Annotated in this window: 17 protein-coding genes and 5 tRNA genes; 7 read left to right on the top strand and 15 right to left on the bottom strand. The window is 44.4% G+C overall.

From position 1 onward, the window contains the following. Positions 1–64: 64 nt before the first annotated feature. Together ITG10_RS08145 and ITG10_RS08140 are read right to left on the bottom strand one after the other, a co-directional pair. Positions 65–1,447 (bottom strand): DEAD/DEAH box helicase family protein, encoded by a 1,383-nt coding sequence (locus tag ITG10_RS08145; RefSeq protein WP_248386794.1) that lies wholly within the window; start codon positions 1,445–1,447, stop codon positions 65–67. Next, positions 1,441–1,971, bottom strand: a complete 531-nt coding sequence (locus ITG10_RS08140; protein ID WP_248386793.1) for a hypothetical protein — start codon at positions 1,969–1,971, stop codon at positions 1,441–1,443. The genes ITG10_RS08145 and ITG10_RS08140 overlap by 7 nt, the downstream gene beginning before the upstream one ends. A gap of 103 nt (positions 1,972–2,074) precedes the next feature. Between ITG10_RS08140 and ITG10_RS08135 the strand changes: the two genes are divergently transcribed. Together ITG10_RS08135 and ITG10_RS08130 are read left to right on the top strand one after the other, a co-directional pair. After that, positions 2,075–2,404: a helix-turn-helix transcriptional regulator gene (locus ITG10_RS08135; RefSeq protein ID WP_248386792.1), complete on the top strand. Its 330-nt coding sequence runs from the start codon at positions 2,075–2,077 to the stop codon at positions 2,402–2,404. 304 nt (positions 2,405–2,708) lie between these two features. Then, entirely contained in the window at positions 2,709–2,960 is a 252-nt protein-coding gene (locus tag ITG10_RS08130; RefSeq protein WP_017631990.1) for a DUF6482 family protein, read from the top strand. A gap of 76 nt (positions 2,961–3,036) precedes the next feature. On the opposite strand, the gene ITG10_RS08125 is transcribed toward ITG10_RS08130, so the two are convergent. The 11 genes from ITG10_RS08125 to ITG10_RS08075 form a co-directional block, all read right to left on the bottom strand. Beyond that, a complete protein-coding gene (locus tag ITG10_RS08125; RefSeq protein ID WP_017631991.1) occupies positions 3,037–4,278 on the bottom strand; it encodes an NADH:ubiquinone reductase (Na(+)-transporting) subunit B in 1,242 nt (413 codons plus the stop codon). A gap of 200 nt (positions 4,279–4,478) precedes the next feature. After that, entirely contained in the window at positions 4,479–5,456 is a 978-nt protein-coding gene (locus tag ITG10_RS08120) for an SPOR domain-containing protein (protein ID WP_017631992.1), read from the bottom strand. A gap of 187 nt (positions 5,457–5,643) precedes the next feature. Next, entirely contained in the window at positions 5,644–6,582 is a 939-nt protein-coding gene (locus ITG10_RS08115; RefSeq protein ID WP_017060135.1) for an ABC transporter permease, read from the bottom strand. Positions 6,583–6,584: 2 nt separating this feature from the next. Then, positions 6,585–7,562 (bottom strand): ABC transporter permease, encoded by a 978-nt coding sequence (locus ITG10_RS08110; protein WP_008218600.1) that lies wholly within the window; start codon positions 7,560–7,562, stop codon positions 6,585–6,587. A 179-nt stretch (positions 7,563–7,741) separates the two neighbouring features. Next, positions 7,742–9,295, bottom strand: coding sequence for an ABC transporter substrate-binding protein (locus ITG10_RS08105; protein WP_017631993.1), 1,554 nt, complete (start codon positions 9,293–9,295; stop codon positions 7,742–7,744). A 94-nt stretch (positions 9,296–9,389) separates the two neighbouring features. Continuing rightward, on the bottom strand, positions 9,390–11,117 hold the full coding sequence (locus ITG10_RS08100; RefSeq protein WP_017631994.1) for an ABC transporter ATP-binding protein: 1,728 nt from the start codon (positions 11,115–11,117) through the stop codon (positions 9,390–9,392). A gap of 842 nt (positions 11,118–11,959) precedes the next feature. Beyond that, a tRNA-Pro gene (locus tag ITG10_RS08095) sits at positions 11,960–12,036 on the bottom strand. Between the two features lie 55 nt (positions 12,037–12,091). After that, positions 12,092–12,167 (bottom strand) — tRNA-His (locus ITG10_RS08090). A 45-nt stretch (positions 12,168–12,212) separates the two neighbouring features. After that, positions 12,213–12,289, bottom strand: a tRNA-Pro gene (locus tag ITG10_RS08085). Positions 12,290–12,365: 76 nt separating this feature from the next. Beyond that, positions 12,366–12,441: transfer RNA gene (locus ITG10_RS08080), tRNA-His, on the bottom strand. A gap of 49 nt (positions 12,442–12,490) precedes the next feature. Beyond that, positions 12,491–12,567: transfer RNA gene (locus ITG10_RS08075), tRNA-Arg, on the bottom strand. Positions 12,568–12,865: 298 nt separating this feature from the next. Here ITG10_RS08075 and ITG10_RS08070 point away from each other — a divergent pair. After that, positions 12,866–13,279, top strand: coding sequence for a cytochrome c5 family protein (locus ITG10_RS08070; RefSeq protein WP_009848079.1), 414 nt, complete (start codon positions 12,866–12,868; stop codon positions 13,277–13,279). A 96-nt stretch (positions 13,280–13,375) separates the two neighbouring features. Here ITG10_RS08070 and rep read toward each other — a convergent pair whose 3' ends face one another. After that, on the bottom strand, positions 13,376–15,394 hold the full coding sequence (gene rep / locus ITG10_RS08065; protein ID WP_017629441.1) for a DNA helicase Rep: 2,019 nt from the start codon (positions 15,392–15,394) through the stop codon (positions 13,376–13,378). Between the two features lie 180 nt (positions 15,395–15,574). On the opposite strand from rep, the gene ITG10_RS08060 reads away from it, so the two are divergent. From ITG10_RS08060 to ITG10_RS08045, 4 genes are all read left to right on the top strand, one after another. Next, the gene (locus ITG10_RS08060) at positions 15,575–16,156 is read left to right on the top strand and encodes a TetR/AcrR family transcriptional regulator (RefSeq protein ID WP_017629442.1); all 582 of its coding nucleotides are present in this window, start codon (positions 15,575–15,577) and stop codon (positions 16,154–16,156) included. 18 nt (positions 16,157–16,174) lie between these two features. Next, on the top strand, positions 16,175–17,281 hold the full coding sequence (locus tag ITG10_RS08055; RefSeq protein ID WP_017629443.1) for an efflux RND transporter periplasmic adaptor subunit: 1,107 nt from the start codon (positions 16,175–16,177) through the stop codon (positions 17,279–17,281). An 11-nt stretch (positions 17,282–17,292) separates the two neighbouring features. Then, complete coding sequence (locus tag ITG10_RS08050) at positions 17,293–20,415, top strand: multidrug efflux RND transporter permease subunit (RefSeq protein WP_048612411.1); 3,123 nt, start codon at positions 17,293–17,295, stop codon at positions 20,413–20,415. A gap of 119 nt (positions 20,416–20,534) precedes the next feature. After that, on the top strand, positions 20,535–20,786 hold the full coding sequence (locus ITG10_RS08045; protein WP_009848085.1) for an accessory factor UbiK family protein: 252 nt from the start codon (positions 20,535–20,537) through the stop codon (positions 20,784–20,786). A gap of 274 nt (positions 20,787–21,060) precedes the next feature. Here ITG10_RS08045 and ilvC read toward each other — a convergent pair whose 3' ends face one another. After that, the gene (gene ilvC, locus ITG10_RS08040) at positions 21,061–22,545 is read right to left on the bottom strand and encodes a ketol-acid reductoisomerase (protein WP_017631997.1); all 1,485 of its coding nucleotides are present in this window, start codon (positions 22,543–22,545) and stop codon (positions 21,061–21,063) included. Between the last annotated feature and the right edge of the window lie 56 nt (positions 22,546–22,601).

Below are 22,601 nucleotides of genomic sequence, written 5' to 3'. Positions count from 1 at the left end.
AATTTAGTTGGCGGCATTGTAACTGAAATAAGCATTGAACTAGAGTGCATAGATCATTTTTAAACTACGAAGCGGCTAGAAAGGCTGAGATGACGCGCTGCTTAAAAGCTCCCAATCGAAGTTCATCGAGCGTACTAAGAGATCCGGTTGAGTTAAGTTCGGTGCTGATAGCGCTACTCCAAACCAACTTTGAGTTCACTTCTTCTCGTTCTTCTAAGAGACCATGACCAGTTAGGCAAGTACGTTGAGATTCTGACTCAAACTCTATCAACCTCTCTATTTTCGCAAACATACAAGAGTCAGGAATATCTTGCTCAATACGCTCTGAAAACTCTATAAGGTTTTGCTCTGCAAAAGTGTATAGCCACGCTTGTTGGTTTATGCCGCTATTTACCCTAAGGATGCGTCCAAGCACTTGTCTAAAATAGAGCTCAGTTTTGACAGAGCTCATATGACAACAAACTTGAAGTCTAGGAATATCTGTACCTTCACTGATCATCCCTACACTGACAATCCATTGAACATCACTTTGACGATAACGTTCTATTTCAGTTAAAGGTTCTTCATGACGGTAAGTAACTATTGAGACTGTTTGATCGTACTTTTGAGCGAGTATCTTCTGAATTGATTTTGCATGCTGAACGGATGAAGCAACAACTAAACCTCCTGCGCCTGGCGATTGGGTGCGGATTTCTGTGAGCTTTTTACAACCGAGCCCAAGTAGGTATTCCATAGCTTCTTGGTTATGTATGACACTTTGATATGAAGTTTTTGTTTGCTTAAGCATTTCTAAGATTGAAGAAAACGATTCAACTTTCTCATCACTGGTCACTGAAAGATGTTCGTTATCAACCAACACCAACTTTGGAGATCGGCAAACCTTATCGACAATTGCTTGCTGTAAGGTGTATTGATAATCAACGAGGATTTGACCTTCAGGGTCACTATATTCAGACATTACTATTGGTAGAGAGTCTGAACGCCATGGAGTACCTGACATAGCAAATGTGTAGGTCGCGAGCCCTTGAATCTTAGTAAGTACTTGCTGGCCCCAAACGTTCGCATTTTCAAGTTCAGACCCAGAGCAATGGTGGATCTCATCAAATACAACAAATACTCGATGGTTACGTAACGCCTTCCAAAAATCATCATTAAGGAATTGAATAGATTGATATGTTAACGACTGCCCAATAGAGCCTAATCCACCATTAAAAGTGCAATTCAGAATCTGAGAAAAGGTTCTTTTAATTCCATCAGAAACCGTTAAAGATGGAGAAAAGCACAATACAAGATCAACCAGACCTTCGTTAAGCAACCTTGATGCAACTGTTGCAGCGAGCACAGTTTTACCAGCGCCAGGAGTTGCTTGGCAGAAGAAGTGCTGTTGATTTTCCCTAAATTTCTGTAACGCTTTCTCAGAACATTCTACCTGCCACTGTCTTAACACGGTTGGTCGCTCTCAGATAGAGTTTTAAGAACATTCTCTAGCCCATTCATCTTCCCAAGCAATTGTGCTGAACGTTCTCTTGCTTGCTGTAACAGTGGAACTAACCGACTCTCAAGTTCAGGGAAGCGGCACCTTAATGAATGGTATTCATCTATTTCACCAAGCACGATCTCCAATTCACCTTTGTATTCGTTGCTCTCTCGGAATAGCACAGAGTAATCCGATGTAGATTGCTTTACCGAAACTTCACGTTCAGATTTTCTTCGAGGCACCACTTCAAGTTCTATAAATTGTTCGGTTTGAAAATACCTTTTGTTCCTTCCTTCACCCTCGCTTCGAAGCCAACCCCTTTGTTGATATTGCCATATTTGGCGATAAACCTTCTTCCGAGCTTCATCAAGATTCTGTGTAGCACACCCATCATTTAATGAGACATCCCTTGCCTCTATAACAGAAAAACCATCCATTCTTTTTTCAATCAACAACTTGTGCATTACTGCACTGATTTTTATAGAACGTTTCATGTACCAGTTATACCAATCAAAATACTAAGGATTGCTTAGTATACAGAAATCAGTAAAACTAAGAAAATCTTAGTCACATAGAGCCAATTAGTATGAATCATAAATGTCGATCGACAACCCTATTCCAATGCGGCTCAAAGAGGTACGCAAAAAAGCAAAGATCTCCCAAAAAGAATTGGGAGTGCGTATTGGTATCGATGAAAGTTCGGCTAGTGCGCGAATGAATCAGTACGAGAAAGGAAAGCATACGCCAGATATCAGTACATTGAAGAAAATGGCTAACGAGCTGGGTGTGCCTTTAAATTACTTTTTTTGTGAGGATGAAAGTTCAGCTGAACTGGCTTGCTTGATTGCGAAGATGAATGAAGAAGAAAGAAACAAGCTAACAGCACAGATAAAAGCAGCTAACCTTAAAACCCCAAAAGAGAATTAGAAATAGCTAATGCATCGATATTTTTCTGGAAACAGATACTATCTAAACTCAATTTTTAGGAAAAATAGCGAAAGATAGCTGTTTTTCTGGAAAAGACTATCACGCCTTATCATTTAAACCTTTCCAGATTTATTTCAGAAACCACCTGTGTTGGTAGTCCCTAACTATGCGTTAATCAACGCCTTTAGTTGATACTTTAAGAAGCAGTCCTTGGGGCTGCTTTTTTTATGCTCGCTTTGAACCTTGGTTCTCGATTCGACGTAACACAAATATCCACCTATCTAGAACAGCAATGGAGTTTGTGATGAATCTACTAATTGAATCATTTGAAGGCGGGATTTACTTGGCTTACCAAATCGTTGGCGAGCAAAAGCAGTTAATTAAGGACGACCACCAGCACCCAATGAAGTTTTTGAGTGTTAATCAAGCACGTGACCACTTTAGTGATCAAGGTGTGGCGTCGGCAACCCTCATTCATAACAGCGCTTATGACGAAATGTGTGGCGAGCACTGCGGCAGTACACAACCGTTCGAGATTGATTTGAAGTGGAGTTAAATCAACTTCAAATCAATCGTGATAAAAATGGAAAGGCTTGCACTACCGCAAGCCTTTTTCTTTGGGGTCATATTTCTTATCGAGCTATGCGTTTTTGTCTTCGCTTGATGTTTTGCTCTTTCACGACAAAGTCGAACAGCGGAGCAAACAGGTTAGCAAACAAGATAGCGAGCATGATGCCCTCTGGATAAGCAGGATTGAGAACTCGGATACCGACAGTCATCACACCAATCAAGATCCCGTAAGCCCACTTACTCTGATTGGTAAACGCGGCAGAAACTGGATCGGTTGCCATAAAGAAAGTACCAAAGGCCACACCACCCAACACGAAGTGCCAGTAGAACGGCATCGAAAACATAGAATTAGTCTCTGAACCAATCCAGTTCATCAAGCTCGATGTCGCCACAAGGCCGACAATCACACCCGCTACAATGCGCCAAGACGCTATCTTCATCACAATCAGAATTACACCGGTCAACATAATCAGCAGTGAAGACACTTCGCCCATTGAGCCCGGAATATTACCAATGAAGGCATCCATCCAAGTGATCGCCTCACCAGTCATGTTGTTGATGAGTGACGAACTACCGCCTTCATACCATTGGCTAAGCGGTGTCGCTCCTGAATAGCCGTCAGCGGCAACCCATACTAAGCCACCCGACATGTTGGCAGGATAAGCGAAGTAAAGAAATGCTCGACCTGCGAGCGCAGGGTTAAGGAAGTTTCGCCCAGTACCACCAAACAACTCCTTGGCAACGACAATACCGAAGGTGATACCTAGAGCTGCTTGCCATAGCGGAATCGTTGGCGGAAGAATTAATGCAAAGAGAACCGAGCTAACAAAGAAGCCTTCATTAACCTCGTGCTTTCGCACAACTGCAAATAAGACTTCCCAGAAGCCACCAACCACAAACACTGTGGCATAAACAGGAACAAAGTAGAGAGCACCGAGAAACATCTGGCTTCCCCAACCACTGGAAACTAACGCTTCAGCACTACCAAACGCCCACGATAAGCGCCAACTGCTGTCGATGATGGAGGTAAGTTCAGCGCCAGAATAGGTAGCAGTCAAACCCATCACGGCTTGATGACCTACGTTATACATACCCCAGAACATTGCGGGAAAAGTTGCTAGCCACACCAGAATCATGATGCGTTTGAGATCTATACTGTCTCGAACATGGGTTATGCCGCGGTTCACGTTCCCGGGCGTGTAAAAGATGGTCGCAAAAGCCTCATACACAGGGTAGAGCTTTTCGTACTTGCCACCCGCTTCGAAGCGCGGAGCCACGTCTTCTAATCGTTTTTTCAAACTCATAATCTCAATCACCTTATTGTTTGAGTTATGGTTTTCTACGCATCAACGGCTCTATTTGAACAATTTCTAACGATATTTAATCAAATTCGTTTTGAAGAATTGAACATCAATAACTTAGACCAACATTGAAAAAGAAAGATCTAAAAACAACAAAGCCCCAGCGATGGCTGAGGCTTGTTTGGTATTACTGCATGTCGGAGTTACTTCACACACATCACGTTAAGCAGTGAAGACCCTTTCAATTGGTTTACGTTACCGTTGGTAAACAGACCTTTCTTACCTGCGCCCCAATAAGGTAGGTGCATTGGCCAATTCTGTTTCTCCATTACCTTCGAACCTAAGATGCTCTGCCACTGCTTTTCAGTCATCAGCTTCATGTTGACCTGCTTACACACTAACTCAGCGCTAGCGTAATCTAGGCGACTCCAAGGCTTGCCTTGTTCCATATAAAACTGTTGTTGGTGTTCAAGAAGGTAAGGGATCGCATATTGAGAGCCTGCAACATTGGCCGTCACACGAATTTCGATATCAAGATCGTTGTCTGAACTTGTGCCACTACTTGGGAAGGCTTGAATTGCAGCAGCGCTGGTTGCCGCTTGAGCTGCAACAACAGGTTTCGGTGCTGGCTTAGCGACTGGTTTTGGCTTTGCCGGAGCTTTAGGCTTAACCGCTTTGGATTCGACGGCTTTAGGTGCTGCTGCTTTTGCAACGATAGGTTGTGATGAAGTTTTCGACTTATCAACCATACGAATAAAAGCTTCACCATAACCAGGTACCTTACGTACTTGAGCTAAGTCTTTTCTCGCATCAGAGAAGGTAGAGTAAGGGCCGATTAAGCAACGGTAGTCACCACCTTCAGGCTTCATCCAAACATTAGTCGAGATCTTTTCATATAGAGGTTTTGCACGGCTCAGTGACAAAGGCTTGTTCAGCAGGCCACATTGAACCCAGAACAGTTCGTTGTCTGAATGACGTTTAGGTGCCTTACTGCCCCAAACACCTTTACCAATCGGACATGACTGCTCTAGCTGTGGTAATTGATTGGTGCTTGCCTGAGTTGCATCACATAGAACCGATTCTGCACTAACTTGGCTCGATACCAAAAGGGATGCAGCGATAAGCCCCATACGATAATTTCTCATCACAGCACGACATACAGCATTCATTGTCAATTTCATAACCACCACTTAAACCCTTACGGGTTAATTATTACCGAATCAATGTCGATAAAACATGAATTCCATTTTAAGTATTATTGACAGTATCAATGATACTAAGTTCCAGATCCATTAAGCAAAAAAAGAGCCGTAATTGCTTACGGCTCTTAGTTTAGTGACTTTTTTTTCTAAAAATCAAACCGCGCTATCACCCTTTATAAATTTTAGGGTTAAACACGTCACGTAACCAGTCGCCTAGTAGGTTAATAACTAGAACTAATGTTACCAAAAGCACACCTGGGAATGCTGTGATCCACCATGCTCCAGAGAAAATGTAGTTAAAACCAGTACTGATCAGGGCACCTAGTGATGGTTGGTCTACCGGAAGACCTAAGCCAAGGAAAGAAAGTGCCGCCTCTGACATGATGGCATTTGCCACCTGTACCGTAGAGATAACCAAAATCGGTGATAAACAGTTAGGCAGAATATGACGGAACATGATGCGAGGCGCTCTGAAGCCCATCACACGAGCCGCTTCTACATACTCTTTCTTCTTCTCTGCCAATACCGATGCACGAATTGTACGCGCATACTGAGGCCATTCGGCAATACCGATGATCACCACCAGCATAACAACGGCATATTGCGCGTAGAAGTCACTGCCGAAACTTGCCTTAAAGATAGCCGAGACAATAATCGCTACCATCATGGTTGAGAACGAAAGCTGAACATCGGCAAAACGCATCAAGAAGCTATCGATACGGCCACCGAAGTAACCCGCAGACAGACCAATGATGATACCTAGAGTCAGCTGAAGGCCAACCGCTAAGAAACCAATCGTCAATGAAAGACGAGAGCCGTAAAGCATCGTCGATAGGATGTCACGACCTTGCTCATCAGTACCCAGTAAGAAACGCTCTTCGCCGTCTTCCATCCAAGATGGTGGCAGCTCTGAATCCATGATGTCGATAGACGTCACGTCGTACGGGTCTGTTGGCGCTAAAATCGGTGCCGCGAGAGCCATCACTAAGAATGCAGCAAAGATAGCAAAGCTGACCATTGCCACTTTGTCGCGTAAGAAGTAGTACAGAATGTCTGACTGCTTGAATCGCTCCCAACGAGATGGAGCTGTTGTTGTTTGTTCCATGATTATGCTCCTTTCCCTGTGATGTTCACTGTTGGGTTAATGATGCCGTAAAGCAGGTCAACAATGGTGTTCGTTACTACGAAGATAAGACCTACGAAGATAACGTATGCGGTAATCAGTGGAGTATCCACTCGGTTAATCGCTTCAAGGAATAGGAAGCCGGTACCCGGCCACTGGAATACAGTTTCAGTAAGAATGGTGTAAGCCACCATAGTACCGATTTGAACGCCACCTACCGTTAGTACAGGTAGCATTGTGTTCTTCAAAGCGTGTTGGTAGTAAATCTTGTTCAGCGCTAGGCCTTTCGCTTTACCAAACTTGATGTATTCAGAGCTAAGAACCTCTAGCATTTCAGAACGCACTAGACGAATGAACAGAGGCAGCATGATAGATGCTAGAGCAATACTCGGCAGCACTAAGTGCGCAAGGCCATCTATCGTTAAGAAGCCAGACTCCCAACCAAACCAGTTTGCGGTCTCACCGCGTCCAAACGACGGCAGCCAACCTAACTCAATAGAGAATACATACATCAACATGATTGCGGTTAAGAAAACAGGCACAGAAATGCCGATACTACTGCCCGCCATCACCAGTTTAGTGAAGAAGCTTTTTGGGTGTATTGCAGAATAAACGCCAAGTGGAATCGACAAACAAACAATGATCAAAGAAGCGCCAAACACAAGTTCAAGCGTTGCTACGAGTTTATCTAAGATTACGTCCACAGCTGGGCGTTTAAAAAAATATGAAGTACCAAGATCACCTTGTAGAGCAGCGCCCACAAAGCGAGTGTATTTTGTAATGAAGGGATCATTTAAGCCGAGTTCATCACGCAGCGCTTGACGCTCCGATTCTGAAACAGATTGACCGACTAACTCACGCAACGGGTCGCCCAGGTTATCCTGAATGGCAAACGCCACCAAACTGATCACAAACATCACTATCAGTGCCTGAAACAGGCGCTTGACCAGAAACGTAACCATTCCTTGCCCCTTATCTATCCATGACTATCTAGTCGAAATCCGCGACTAGATAACAAAATTCAGTCTTAAAAAAGGTATTTAGCCAGACTGAAGGAAGACCAAATACCGAAACTTAAATCTATTTCTCAATAATTTTGAGAGCCTGAAAAGCTTCAGGCTCTCGATTCTAGCAAGCTAGATTATTTTACAACTAGGTCGCCGAAGTAAGGCATAACCATTGGGTTTACTACGTCTGCTGCACCTACGTTAGACTTCGCGCCCCAAGCTTCACTTTGCCAGTGTAGCGGTACGAATGCTGCGTCGTTGTAAAGTGTTGCTTCAACGCCTTTCAGCATTTCAGAACGCTTAACTGGGTCAGTTTCAGTGTTAGAAGCTTCTACAATCGCATCCATTTCTGGGTTTGAGTAACCAGAACAGTTGTATTGACCACGACCAGTCTCTTCGTTACGAGTCATAGTTAGGAACTCGTTGAAGTTAGCTGAATCTTCTGTATCTGAGTGCCAGCCGATCATCATCATGTCTGCTGAACATAGGTCAAACTCAGGCCAGTACTGTGCTTTAGGCATAGTCTTAAGATCAACTTTGATACCAATCTTAGACAGCATTGCCGCAGACGCTTGCGCTACTTTCGCATCGTTCACGTAACGGTTGTTTGGAGCCATCATAGTTAGCGTAAAGCCATCTTCGTAACCCGCTTCTTTCATCAGCTCTTTCGCTTTTTTCAGATCGTAACGAGGAACTAGGTCTTCGTTGTGACCCGCGTAGCCTGTTGGGCTTTGCTGACCAGCTGCTGTTGCGAAGCCTTTCATGATCTTCTTAACGATACCTTCGTTGTTGATTGCGTGAACAATCGCCTGACGAACGCGAACATCTTTAAGAGCTTCGTTGCTGTTTTGGTTCATTTGGAACGTGATGATACGAGTACCAGGTAGCGTAACTAGATCGATGTTCTTAGCGTTTTTAACACGCTTGTGATCGTTTGGTGCTACTGGGTGAATCATATCAACGTCACCAGAAAGAAGTGCTGCAACACGTGTCGCGTCTTCTTTGATTGGCACAAGTGTTAGCTTGTCTACGTTGCCTTCAGTTTCTGTATCCCAGTAATCGTTGAAACGTTCGAACGTTACTTTAACGCCTTGCTCACGCTGCGTTACGATGAAAGGACCAGTACCTGAAACGTTAGTCGAAGCAAACGAGTTACCGTGCTTAACTAGCTCAGACTTGTCTTTACCTTCCGCTGTTTGGCCAGAGTAGAACTTGCTGTCCATTGGGAAGATGTAAGTTGCTGTTTGTAGTACTAGTGGGTAAGCCGCTTTCGATACTAGCTCAACTGTGTAGTCATCCACTTTTACCATTTTTTCGTATGGCGTGAAGATAGACTTAAAGTCTGGAGAAGCTTGTAGACGTTCAAAAGTCCACACAACATCATCAGCAGTCAGTTCGTTACCAGAGTGGAATTTCACACCTTTACGTAGGTTGAAGCGGAAAGTCGTTTCATCAACACGCTCCCAGCTAGATGCTAGGCGGCCTTCAAAATCCATCTCTTGAGTGAAACGTACTAGAGGGTCAAACACCATGTGAGACATTTGCAGTGTGCCACCAGACAGCTGCTCGTGCGGGTCAAGTGATACTGGGTCAGCTGCGTAGCCAACGGTAATATCTGCTGCTGCTGCACTAAAGCTTAGGCCAGCTGCCATTAAAGCTACTGCTAATTTGCTTTTCATGGTTTTCATTGCATAACTCCTTCATGCGGGAATCCAGATCCCTAGTTGTTGTATTTGCGTCTGTTTATTGTTGTTAGCAAGCTAAACTCCAGCCTGCTGATTTTTATACCGCGGCTTGTGCCACTGCTTTTTCTTCTCTTAAACCTGTAAATTCAGGCATTAAAGAAATCAGATGTTTGCTGTATTCATGCTGAGGCGATTGGAACAGCTGCTCTGTTGGCGCTACTTCCAATAGTTCTCCCATTTGCATCACACCAACACGGTCACACATTTGGCGAATAACCGGTAGATCGTGACTGATGAACAGCATGGTTAGGTTTAGCTCGTCTTGTAAGTCTTTTAGTAGGTTAAGGATCTGAGCCTGTACCGACACATCCAGTGCCGATGTTGGTTCATCACAAATCAAAAGACGCGGACGAGTTGCCAAAGCGCGAGCGATAGAAATACGCTGACGTTGACCACCTGAGAATTCGTGCGGGTACTTCACCCCTGCCATCTTGCCTAAACCAACGTGCTCTAGCAGGTCATTCACGATCTGACGAGTTTCGTTCTCGTTGCGAGTAAGCTTATGGAATCGGATAGGTTCAGCAATGATGTCGAATATCTTCATTCGAGGGTTCATTGATGTGTAAGGATTTTGGAAAACCATCTGCATTTGACGACGCATAGGGCGACGTTCTTTTTCAGATTTAAGACCAGTAAGGTCAACGCCTTCAAACGTTACCTTGCCTGAGTTTGGTGCGTACAAGCCAGCAATCACACGTGCAATCGTTGATTTACCTGAACCTGATTCACCTACTAGACCAAACGTTTCGCCTTCATGAACTTCAAAGCTCACGTTGTTTGACGCCTGAACGTACTCACGACGGCTCTCAAAGAATGAATCTTTAGTGGTGAAGCGCAGGTTTACGTTCTCAACGTTCAACAGTGGACCTGTGTAATCACGGTGATCTTGGCTTTGACCTAACCAGTGGTTTTTCACATCCAGAGGTTCCATCTCTTGTGCTTCTTCGATGTAGCTAACAAGAGGGAAACGATCGAGTTTGCGGTCTGAACGAGGAACCGCAGAGATAAGACTATGTGTGTATGGGTGTTCAGGAGTACCCAAAACTTTCGCTGTTGGGCCAAACTCAACTAAGTCACCACGATACATAACGGCTACGCGGTCGGTAACGTTAGATACCACACCCATGTCGTGCGTTACCAACATGCAACCTACGTTTTTCTTAATACATAGCTCGCGAATCAAACCTAAGATTTGGTCTTGAATAGACACATCGAGTGCCGTTGTCGGTTCATCTGCGATGATAAGGTCAGGTTCACCTGCCAATGCGATCGCGATAACTACACGCTGACGCATACCGCCAGAGAATTGGTGTGGGTACTGCTTTAAACGGTTTTCCGGTTGTGGGATACCCACTTGGTTCATCAAATCTAATGAACGCTGGTAGGCTTCTTGATCCGAAACCTTCATGTTGGCATGAATCGTCTCTTTTAACTGCTGTTCTACTGTGAATAGAGGGTTAAGAGACGTCATTGGATCTTGGAAGATAAAACCAATCTTTGAGCCGCGAACAGAACGCATCTGTTCAGGGGATAAGCCAGAGACTTTTTCGCCATCCAGAAATACCTCGCCGCTAGCAATGCGGCCGGGAGGGCTCAGCAAATCGATCACAGCATTACCTACTGTTGATTTACCTGCACCAGACTCGCCTACAACACCAACGATCTCACCACGTTCAATATTGAACGAAAGCGATTTAACTGCGGCGTGAACTCCATGACGAGATGGGTATTCGATACGAAGATTTTTTACTTCTAAAAGTGACATTACCAGACCTCTACTGCTTTGGCAGCTTTCTGCCCTGTCTGCAAAATTGAATCCATTCTTACCAGAATATTGTTCTGATATTTTATACGGTTGACAATTTGGCAAATAATTCACAGAAAAGCAACAAAAATAGGATAAAAAGTCGACATTAAACGCTTAGCAAGCAAAAGTGACACATAACTATTCACCAAAAGAGCATATAGTAAGAAAAATCAACATTATATTAGCGGTAATAAATGCTCACAAACCCCTTACCACCACTTACTTGTAGACCTAAACCTGTGGTTCAAAGCAGATCTCACTACCATTCAATAGAAGCAAATAATTATTCCAAAAAACAATTAACACTATAGAAACAAACGCTAACTTTGTTAATTTAAACAAACAAAACAACTAGATAGGATTATATTGACCACATATTTAACCATTTTCATTGCTTATCTAAATAGAAGACAAGCAACCCAAAGGCTTAGTAAATTAGATGATCTTTTGAAGTGCTTGATAGGAAGAAAGCTGTCAAATACGTGCCTTAGTGGGCAAATTAAGAACCAAATTCAACTTTTCACAAAAATCTCTAGACCAGACCTATTAATTTGTCGAATTATTGAACGGTTATTTTATATAAAGTTAGATATAGATCTTTTCACTTGATAAATGGAGTACTTCTATAAAGACACAATAATCGAGGAGATCGAAGATGAGTTTCTTGCGTCTGAAAGGAGCTTACTAAAGAGGAACGAGTCGAACTGGACTCGCGATCAAGCCCGCAGCCCTCTTGGTACCAAATTATCTAAATTCCAGACGCAAAAAAGCCCCGTCATTTCTGACGAGGCTTCTTAAGATGGTCGGTGAAGAGGGATTCGAACCCCCGACCCTCTGGTCCCAAACCAGATGCGCTACCAAGCTGCGCTATTCACCGAGACGTTTCGTTTGATTTCTCAAACTGGGAACTTCAAAGAAGCTACCAAAATTAATGGGGTGGCTAACGAGATTCGAACTCGCGACCACCGGAATCACAATCCAGGGCTCTACCAACTGAGCTATAGCCACCACTAATTTTTTATATAACCGCTTCACAAGCGATTATTGAAATAGTGGTCGGTGAAGAGGGATTCGAACCCCCGACCCTCTGGTCCCAAACCAGATGCGCTACCAAGCTGCGCTATTCACCGACTAGTTTTGTATCGATTCTTGGGATAGTGAATCAACACAGGAAGCCGAAGCTACCGATATTTTGTAAAGAAAGAATGGGGTGGCTAACGAGATTCGAACTCGCGACCACCGGAATCACAATCCAGGGCTCTACCAACTGAGCTATAGCCACCATTATTTCTTTTCTGCCAATTTCTCACTTACCGAAGTAAGAGACCGGATGGCGCGCCTGAAAGGATTCGAACCTTCGGCCTTTGGCTCCGGAGGCCAACGCTCTATCCAGCTGAGCTACAGGCGCATGCCCTGTCGGCGGAGTGGAATAATACGTATATCACCCAATGCCGTCTAGTACTTTTTTAACTTTTTTTTCTGTTTGGTCTCTTTTTCGACAGTTAATATGTGATAAACCCCTTATTTGAGTACTACAACCCGCCACAGCTTATAAGTTGTTGTTTATTGCAACAACTTATCGGGATATAATCACCCATTATTTACATTGGTTTAACAGTTGCTCTTTACTGCTTAAAGCCAAAACACCCCTCCAACACTATAAATTGGTAAGCATGTACTTACCTTGGGAATGTAAAGTGAGTTTAATGGATATGTCTCGTCGAATTTTAAGCGTTGTCATCGCAGTTTTAACCTTTTCAACTGGTGCAATGGCTTCAGGCCTAAGCGAAGCAGAGCAAGATGCAATTGCTGAGCGCATCAAACCAGTTGGCCAAGTATACCTAGTCGGCAGCGAGCCAGTAGCCGCAGAACCAACAGGCCCTCGTGATGGCGCAGCAGTTTACGGTACCTTTTGTATCGCTTGTCACGCATCTGGCGTAAGTGGCGCACCTAAAACAGGTGATGCTGGTGATTGGGGTCCTCGTATTGCTCAAGGTCGCGATATCCTAGCTGACCACGCAATCAACGGCTTCAACGCAATGCCAGCGAAAGGTTCATGTATGGACTGTTCAGACGATGAAATCAAAGATGCTATCGAGCACATGATTGCTGGTCTGTAATTTACCGATCTGTTATTACAAATGCCAAATTCAAACAAGGTGACCTGATGGTCACCTTTTTTATTGTCTTCTATATAGTGCTAATCAAGCAGAACATTACTTCTTATTGAACATCGCACGAATGTTAGCAATGTGCGCCTGCCCTTTCTCCATTCGCTCTTCAGCGGACTGTGGCTTCTTCACGCTTTCCCACTCCACGTCATCATGAGGCAATTCATCTAAGAAGCGGCTTTGTGTTGGCTTAATCAACTCACCATACTGACGACGTTCACGACACTTGGTAAAGGTCAGCTCTTTCTGTGCTCGAGTAATCCCTACATACATAAGACGACGTTCTTCTTCTACGTTACCTTCGTCAACACTGGTTTGGTGTGGCAAGATGCCCTCTTCAGTGCCCATCAAGAACACATACGGGAACTCTAGGCCTTTCGATGCGTGCAGCGTCATTAGTTGAACCTGGTCTGCATCGTCATCATCTTCACCACGCTCCATCATGTCACGCAGTGTTAAGCGTTGGACAACTTCACGAAGTGTTTTCTCTTCTTTATCGTAGTTGTCACCTTCTAGGTCTGCCACAATCCAGCTATACAGATCAGAGACGTTCTTCATTCGCATCTCTGCGGCTTTTGGACTTGCTGAGGTTTCGTATAGCCAATCTTCGTAGTTAATGTCACGAACTAACGCACGAACCGCATCCACAGTGTTACCACGTTCAGCGTTATCTGAGATACGAACAATCCAATCAGTGAATCGACGCAAGTTTTCTAAGCCGCGACCAGTCAGCGTCTGTTCCAAGCCCATCTCAAAACTGGCTTCAAACAGGCTCTTACCACGCATGTTGGCGTAGCTGCCTAATTTTTCGAGCGTAACCGGGCCAATCTCACGGCGCGGCGTGTTTACAATACGTAAGAAAGCATTGTCATCATCTGGGTTCACCAACACACGCAGGTAAGCCATGATGTCTTTTATCTCTGCTCTAGCAAAGAAAGATGTGCCGCCAGAGATCTTGTAAGGCACACGGTTCTGCATCAGCGCTTTTTCAATTAAGCGCGACTGGTGGTTACCGCGGTAAAGCACTGCATAATCTTTGTATTCAGTGCGGTTCAAAAACTTATGCGCGATGATCTCACCGGTAATACGTTCGGCTTCGTGCTCTTCGTTTTTGGCATTCAAGACCTTAAGCTTTTCACCGTCCGGGATCTCTGAGAACAGTGACTTTTCATAAACGTGTGGGTTGTTGGCGATCAAGATGTTCGCCGCACGTAAGATTCGACTGGTTGAGCGATAGTTTTGCTCGAGTTTTATCAAGCGAAGATTCGGATAGTCCTCACCCAACAACACCAAGTTTTGCGGTTTTGCACCACGCCATGAGTAAATAGATTGGTCATCATCACCTACTACCGTCAAGCGACCACGCTCTCCAACCAGTAGACGAACCAATTCGTACTGGCTGGTGTTGGTATCTTGGTATTCGTCCACAAGTAGGTAGCGAATACGCGACTGCCAACGTTCACGCACTTCTTGATTGGTTTTCAGTAGTAATACAGGCATCGCAATCAGATCATCAAAATCGAGTGCGTTGTATGCTTTCATCTGTTTCTGGTACATCTCAAAACAGAATGCAAACAACTGCTCTTGTTCACCTTGAGCACGTGCTTTCGCCTGATCTGGCGTCAGCATGTCATTTTTCCAATTCGAAATGGTGCTCATTAAAGCGCGCAGCAAATCCTTATCACCATCGATCTGTCTCTCTGTTAGCTCTTTTAACAAAGCTAGTTGGTCTTGGTCATCAAACAGAGAAAAGCCAGCTTTTAGACCCAGCGCTTTGTATTCACGACGAATGATGGTTAAACCCATGGTATGAAAGGTCGAAACAATCAGCCCTTTCGATTCGCCCTTACCCAGAGTTTGCCCAACACGCTCTTTCATCTCGCGTGCCGCTTTATTGGTAAAGGTTACCGCTGCAATATTGCGCGCCTTATAGCCACACTCTTGAACCAAGTAAGCGATCTTATTCGTGATAACACGTGTTTTACCGGATCCAGCACCCGCTAATACTAAGCAGGGGCCCGAAACATATTTCACGGCTTCATCTTGTCTTGGGTTCAGTTTCATTTGATTCTCAGTTTGGTCTAGAGGGGCGAATTCAATTGCGTACCTATAATAATGCTGCAACAGCGCGAATGCTACGTTCTCTTATACAAGATTTTTACGCTGATTATGTAAAACTTTGTTGCACATGTGTGTGGTTATTAGGCTATAATGAATGAACGTTCATTCATTGGTGATTGAAATATGACAACTCATGCACCTCGGGATAAACGCCAGCAAATACTTTCTGCAGCTGAAAAGCTAATTGCAGAGGTCGGTTTCCAAGGCCTTTCAATGCAAAAATTAGCCAAAGAAGCGGGAGTAGCTGCAGGCACTATCTATCGCTACTTCGATGATAAAGAGCATTTGATAGAAGATGTTCGAATGCTCGTGACTCAAAGAGTAGCTGATGCTGTTCAAGAAGGGGTTAATGATTCGGATCCAATTAAACAACGCTACCGTACTATGTGGTTGAACATATGGAACTTAGCAGGAACGAATTTAGCCGCAATAAAAAATCGGGTTCAGTATGACTCTCTACCCATCACAAATAGCCTAAACTTCAGGGAACTAGAACGTAAAATGTTTGCCCAAGTTGAGCTGCTATTTAATGAGGGGAAAGAACAAGGATTGTTTAAACCACTTAACAATGAAGTATTAGGTGGATTGAGCTTGGCGGCTAGTGTTTCTCTAGCACGCAAGCATTCTTTAGGATTTTACCAACTTGATGAGGCAGAACTAGAGTCTGCAATCGAAGCCAGTTGGGACGCAATAATTAAACACTAGATCGGAGTTTTGACCATAATGAAAAAGTGGACTTTCTTCATGTTACTCATCGCTGTACTACTTTTCGGCAGCGTTATTGGGTTTAACATGTTCAAACAACAAAAAATTGCTGAGTATATGGCCAACCGCCCTGAACCAGAGTTTCCAGTAACGGTAACTGAAGTTCAGCCGATCGACTGGGTTCCTGTGATTGAAGCTATCGGCTTCATCGAACCTAACCAAGGTGTGACACTAGCGAATGAAACCAGCGGTGTTATTGACCAGATCTCTTTCGAGTCAGGTACTGATGTTAAGAATGGTCAGCAACTGGTACGTCTTGATTCTGACGTAGAGAAAGCAAACCTAAAGAGTTCTGAAGCTCGTTTACCTGCTGCGAAAGCAAAATACAAACGTTACCAAGGCCTATTCAAGAAAGGTTCTATCTCTAAAGAAGCGTACGATGAAGCAGAAGCGAACTACTTCTCTCTATCAGCTGACATTGAAAGCCTAAAAGCATCGATCGAGCGCCGTGAAATTCGCGCACCATTCGACGGTACTGTTGGTATTCGTAACGTATACCTAGGCCAATACCTACAATCGGGTACCGATATCGTTCGTTTAGAAGATACCAGTGTCATGCGTCTGCGCTTCACAGTTTCTCAAACAGATATCTCTCGTATCAATGTTGGTCAGGCTATCGACATCTTTGTTGATGCTTACCCAGAGACACCGTTTGAAGGCTCTATCAGTGCAATTGAACCAGCTGTAAGCATCCAAAGTGGTCTTATCCAAGTTCAAGCAGACATTCCAAACAATGATGGCAAGCTTCGTAGCGGTATGTTCGCTCGCGCTAACATCATTCTGCCTAAACTAGAGAACCAAGTAACTCTGCCTCAAACGGCGATTACTTTCACTCTATACGGTGACAATGTTTACATCCTGACTGAAGAAGACGGCGTTCAACGTGTTGCTCAACATGTTGTAAAAGTAGGTGAGCGTACAGCTGATATTGCACACATCCTTGAAGGCGTCAAAGCCGGCGATACGGTTGTAACTTCTGGCCAAGTACGTCTAAGTAACGGTGCCAAAGTTAAGGTTGTTGAAAGTGATGCAATCACTCCACCATCTGAAACACCTAAGCTGTAACTGGAGGCACAATGCGCTTTACTGATGTTTTTATTAAACGTCCAGTTCTAGCGGTATCCATCAGCTTTTTGATTGCGCTGCTTGGCTTACAAGCAATCTTCAAAATGCAGGTGCGTGAATACCCTGAAATGACGAATACCGTCGTAACCGTAACCACGAGTTACTACGGTGCAAGTGCGGATCTTATCCAAGGCTTTATCACCCAGCCCCTCGAACAGGCTGTGGCTCAAGCGGATAACATCGACTATATGACTTCTTCTTCTGTGCTCGGTAGCTCTACGATTACCGTTAACATGAAGTTGAACACCGACCCGAATGCGGCGTTGTCTGACATACTGGCCAAGACTAACTCGGTACGTTCTCAGCTTCCTAAAGAAGCCGAAGATCCAACCGTAACCATGTCTACCGGTTCAACGACAGCGGTACTCTACATTGGTTTTACCAGTGATGAGTTGGTGTCGAGCCAAATTACCGACTATCTAGAGCGTGTAATCAACCCGCAACTATTCACGGTAAATGGTGTATCTAAAGTTGACCTGTATGGTGGTATGAAATACGCACTGCGCGTGTGGCTAGACCCATCAAAAATGGCGGCGGTAAACCTAACTGCAACTGACGTTATGGCGGTATTGGATGCGAACAACTACCAATCAGCTACGGGTCAAGCAACGGGTGAATTTGTTCTTTATAACGGCAGTGCCGACACGCAAGTATCGAACACTGAAGAGTTAGAGAACTTAGTCGTTAGAAGTGGTGAAGGTGAGATTATTCGTCTGTCTGACATCGCTAAGGTTTCTCTAGAGAAAAGCCACGACGTTTACCGTGCGAGTGCGAACGGTCAGGAAGCGGTTGTTGCAGCAATTAACGCGGCACCAAGTGCGAACCCAATCAACATCGCTGCAGATGTACTTGAGCTTCTTCCTCAACTAGAGAAGAACCTACCAAGCAACATCTCGATGAACGTAATGTACGATTCAACCATTGCGATTAACGAATCAATTCAAGAAGTTATCAAGACCATTCTTGAAGCAGCATTAATAGTATTGATCGTAATTACCTTGTTCCTAGGTTCATTCCGAGCGGTACTGATCCCTATCGTTACTATCCCACTGTCTTTGATTGGTGTGGCAATGGTAATGCAGGCAATGGGCTTCTCTTGGAACCTGATGACGCTACTGGCAATGGTACTCGCCATCGGTCTGGTGGTAGATGATGCGATCGTAGTACTTGAGAACGTCGACAGGCATATCAAGCTCGGAGAATCCCCTTTCCGCGCTGCGATCATCGGTACTCGTGAAATTGCGGTTCCTGTTATCGCAATGACACTAACGCTAGGTGCGGTATACGCTCCAATCGCGATGATGGGTGGTATCACGGGCTCACTATTTAAAGAGTTCGCATTAACCCTAGCCGGTTCTGTATTTGTATCGGGTATCGTGGCACTTACGCTGTCGCCAATGATGTGTTCAAAAATGCTGAAAGCTCACGCTGAGCCGAGCAAGTTTGAGCAGAAAGTTCATAGCGTTTTGGATGGCATGACTAACCGTTACGAGCGTATGCTTGGCGCGGTTATGAATCACCGTCCAGTGTTCATTGGTTTTGCGATCATCGTATTTGCAAGCTTGCCGATGCTGTTTAAGTTCATCCCTAGTGAATTAGCACCTTCTGAAGATAAAGGTGTAATCATGCTGATGGGTACTGCACCGTCGAATGCAAACTTAGACTTCATGCAAAATACCATGAACGACGTAAACAAGATTCTGTCTGATCAGCCAGAAGTGGCTTACGCTCAGGTATTTACAGGTGTGCCTAATGCAAACCAAGCATTTGGTATCGCATCTATGGTGCCTTGGAGTGAACGTGAGACAAGTCAATCAGAAGTAGCAAACCGTGTAGGTGAGCTTGTTAAAGATGTTCCAGGAATGGCAGTAACCGCCTTCCAAATGCCAGAACTACCAGGTGCAGGTTCAGGTCTTCCAATTCAGTTTGTTATTACAACACCAAACAGTTTTGAGAGCTTGTTCCAGATCACCACTGACATTTTGACTGATGTAGCGACAAACCCACTGTTCGTATACTCGGATCTCGATCTGAACTACGACTCAGCAACGATGAAAGTACACATCGACAAGGATAAAGCGGGCGCATACGGCGTGACCATGCAAGATATCGGTATCACGCTAGGTACCATGATGTCAGATGGCTACGTAAACCGTATCGACTTGAATGGTCGTTCTTACGAGGTTATCCCTCAAGTTGAACGTAAATTCCGTTTGAACCCAGAATCGATGAATAACTACTACGTACGTGCTGCGGATGGCAATGCTGTACCACTAGGCAGTTTGATTACGATTGATGTTGTGGCAGAGCCTCGTTCTCTTCCTCACTTCAACCAATTGAACTCAGCTACGATTGGTGCGGTACCTGCTCCAGGCGCTGCAATGGGTGATGCAATTGCATGGTTTGAAGACACGGCGGCGAATAAGCTTCCAAGTGGCTACAACCACGATTACATGGGTGAAGCACGCCAATACGTAACTGAAGGTAGCGCACTTTACGCGACCTTTGGTCTTGCACTGGCTATCATCTTCTTGGTACTGGCGATTCAGTTCGAATCTCTGAAAGATCCATTGGTTATCATGGTATCTGTACCACTGGCGATCTGTGGTGCCCTAATCGCTCTGGCCTGGGGCGCGGCAACGATGAACATCTACTCGCAAGTAGGTTTGATCACCTTGGTTGGCCTGATTACCAAGCACGGTATCTTGATCTGTGAAGTTGCAAAAGAAGAACAGTTGCATCATCACAAAACTCGTATCGAAGCGGTAATGGAAGCTGCGAAGGTTCGTCTTCGTCCAATCCTGATGACTACAGCTGCGATGATCGCGGGTCTAATCCCACTGATGTACGCAAGTGGTGCGGGTGCAGCTCAGCGCTTTAGTATTGGTATCGTAATCGTTGCAGGTCTAGCGATTGGTACGATCTTCACGCTATTTGTACTGCCAGTGATTTACAGCTACTTGGCTGAAAAACACAAACCTCTACCTGTATTTGTTGAAGACAAAGATCTAGAAAAGCTAGCTCGCGTCGATGAAGCAAAAGCGGCACACAGAGAATTAGCTGACAATAAGTAATCTCTAAGTCGTATTAACAATAAAAAGGCTACTTCGGTGGCCTTTTTTTATACGCCATAGGCGACATCTCAAGTGTGATTAAATAGAATAGTGGTAAATATTCAGGAGTTTTAATTGATATGTTTGATCCAAAAAAACTAGAGCAGATTGCTAAGCAGATCCACGATTCTATGCCTCAACCAGTAAAAGAGCTTGGTTCAGACGTAGATCAGAAAGTTCGTCAGGTTATCCAAGGCCAACTGAACAAGCTAGACGTTGTGAGCCGTGAAGAGTTTGATGTTCAAACACAAGTATTGCTGCGCACTCGCCAGAAGCTAACTGAAATGGAACAAAAGCTAGCGGACTTAGAAGCAAAGATTGCCGATAAGTAAGCGTAAAACAAGAAAACTGAAAGGGTTGGTGTGAAAGCACCAACCCTTTTGTATTTCTGAGGATCAATCAAGAACTGAAAGTCGACGAAGACCTATCAAGCAATGTTCACTCAATTGACTTATAAGGCTTTATTCCTAAAAGCAAAAAGGCTTGGTCAACGGCGACCAAGCCTTTCTATTAGATGTTGTGTTGCTTATTTATAACTCCAATCAGTAAGGAGCTAGTGATACTGCTTCGCTTTTTCTGCAAATTTGTCAGTATCTAAGAGACTCATTAACCGCCTACAGCGATACGCTTCATGTCGCTCATGTAGCTACGTAGCTCTTCACCAATGTACTCTACAGGATGGTTACGGATAGCTTCGTTTACTTCAATTAGCTTAGCGTTATCAACTTGGTTAGATGTTTCACCTAAACCACGGCCGATTACGTCTGTCGCTACTGAAGGCATGAACTTCTCACGTAGTAGCGGTGTTGCTACGTTAGCGAATAGGTAGTTACCGTACTCAGCAGTATCAGAGATTACAACGTTCATTTCGTAAAGACGCTTACGAGCAACTGTGTTTGCAATTAGTGGAAGCTCATGTAGAGATTCGTAGTAAGCAGACTCATCGATGATACCAGATGCTGTCATTGCTTCGAATGCTAGCTCAACACCTGCACGAACCATAGCAACCATTAGGATACCGTTGTCGAAGTACTCTTGCTCTGAGATTTCTACGTCAGAAGCTGGGTAGTTTTCGAATGCCGTTTCGCCTGTCTCTTCACGCCAGCCTAGTAGGTTCACGTCATCGTTCGCCCAGTCAGCCATCATTGTGCTAGAGAAGTGACCAGAGATGATGTCATCCATGTGCTTGTTGTAAAGCGGACGCATTAGGTCTTTAAGCTCTTCAGAAAGCTCAAACGCTTTAACTTTAGCTGGGTTAGATAGGCGATCCATCATGTGAGTTACGCCACCAAACTTAAGTGCTTCAGTGATTGTTTCCCAACCGTATTGTAGAAGCTTACCTGCGTAACCTGGTTCAATGCCGTCTGCAATCATCTTCTCGTAAGATACGATAGAACCTGCTTGTAGCATGCCACAAAGGATTGTTTGCTCACCCATCAGGTCAGATTTAACTTCTGCTACGAAAGAAGACTCTAGGCAACCTGCGCGGTGACCACCGGTACCAGCAGCCCAAGCTTTAGCGATATCCCAGCCTTCACCTTTAGGGTCATTTTCTGGGTGAACAGCGATCAGTGTTGGTACACCGAAACCACGCTTGTACTCTTCGCGAACTTCAGAACCTGGACACTTAGGTGCAACCATTACTACAGTAAGGTCAGAACGTAATTGCATGCCTTCTTCAACAACGTTAAAGCCGTGAGAATAACCAAGAGCAGCGCCTTGCTTCATTAGAGGCATTACTGTTTCAACAACGTTTGTGTGTTGCTTATCAGGAGTAAGGTTGATTACTAGGTCTGCTTGAGGGATTAGCGTTTCGTAGCTACCCACAACAAAGCCGTTTTCATCAGCATTTTTGAATGATTGACGCTTTTCATCAATTGCCGCTTGGCGTAGAGCGTAAGATACGTCTAGACCAGAATCACGCATATTTAGACCTTGGTTTAGGCCTTGAGCACCACAACCAACAATTACGATTTTCTTACCTTCAAGGTATTCAGCTTCTGTCGCGAATTCTTCACGATCCATAAAGCGGCAACGACCTAATTGGTCTAGTTGTTCACGAAGGTTTAATGTATTGAAATAGTTAGCCATTCTAGGGCACTCCTTTAAAAATAAGTCCGTAAGGTCGATATCTCTCTATCGAATAA

It is taken from the genome of Vibrio sp. ED004 (assembly GCF_023206395.1).
GTDB lineage: Bacteria > Pseudomonadota > Gammaproteobacteria > Enterobacterales > Vibrionaceae > Vibrio.
Note: the sequence above shows the minus strand (reverse complement) of the source record. Positions and strands in the feature narration are given on the sequence as shown.

Bases quoted from the DNA above. Each gene is read 5' to 3' on its own strand.
- ITG10_RS08120 (WP_017631992.1), bottom strand. From the start codon at position 5,456: ATGAAATTGACAATGAATGCTGTATGTCGTGCTGTGATGAGAAATTAT.
- ITG10_RS08130 (WP_017631990.1), top strand. From the start codon at position 2,709: ATGAATCTACTAATTGAATCATTTGAAGGCGGGATTTACTTGGCTTAC.
- ilvC (WP_017631997.1), bottom strand. From the start codon at position 22,545: ATGGCTAACTATTTCAATACATTAAACCTTCGTGAACAACTAGACCAA.
- ITG10_RS08115 (WP_017060135.1), bottom strand. From the start codon at position 6,582: ATGGAACAAACAACAACAGCTCCATCTCGTTGGGAGCGATTCAAGCAG.
- ITG10_RS08135 (WP_248386792.1), top strand. From the start codon at position 2,075: ATGTCGATCGACAACCCTATTCCAATGCGGCTCAAAGAGGTACGCAAA.
- ITG10_RS08125 (WP_017631991.1), bottom strand. From the start codon at position 4,278: ATGAGTTTGAAAAAACGATTAGAAGACGTGGCTCCGCGCTTCGAAGCG.
- ITG10_RS08055 (WP_017629443.1), top strand. From the start codon at position 16,175: ATGAAAAAGTGGACTTTCTTCATGTTACTCATCGCTGTACTACTTTTC.
- ITG10_RS08100 (WP_017631994.1), bottom strand. From the start codon at position 11,117: ATGTCACTTTTAGAAGTAAAAAATCTTCGTATCGAATACCCATCTCGT.
- ITG10_RS08045 (WP_009848085.1), top strand. From the start codon at position 20,535: ATGTTTGATCCAAAAAAACTAGAGCAGATTGCTAAGCAGATCCACGAT.
- ITG10_RS08110 (WP_008218600.1), bottom strand. From the start codon at position 7,562: ATGGTTACGTTTCTGGTCAAGCGCCTGTTTCAGGCACTGATAGTGATG.
- rep (WP_017629441.1), bottom strand. From the start codon at position 15,394: ATGAAACTGAACCCAAGACAAGATGAAGCCGTGAAATATGTTTCGGGC.
- ITG10_RS08140 (WP_248386793.1), bottom strand. From the start codon at position 1,971: ATGAAACGTTCTATAAAAATCAGTGCAGTAATGCACAAGTTGTTGATT.
- ITG10_RS08050 (WP_048612411.1), top strand. From the start codon at position 17,293: ATGCGCTTTACTGATGTTTTTATTAAACGTCCAGTTCTAGCGGTATCC.
- ITG10_RS08060 (WP_017629442.1), top strand. From the start codon at position 15,575: ATGACAACTCATGCACCTCGGGATAAACGCCAGCAAATACTTTCTGCA.
- ITG10_RS08070 (WP_009848079.1), top strand. From the start codon at position 12,866: ATGGATATGTCTCGTCGAATTTTAAGCGTTGTCATCGCAGTTTTAACC.
- ITG10_RS08105 (WP_017631993.1), bottom strand. From the start codon at position 9,295: ATGAAAACCATGAAAAGCAAATTAGCAGTAGCTTTAATGGCAGCTGGC.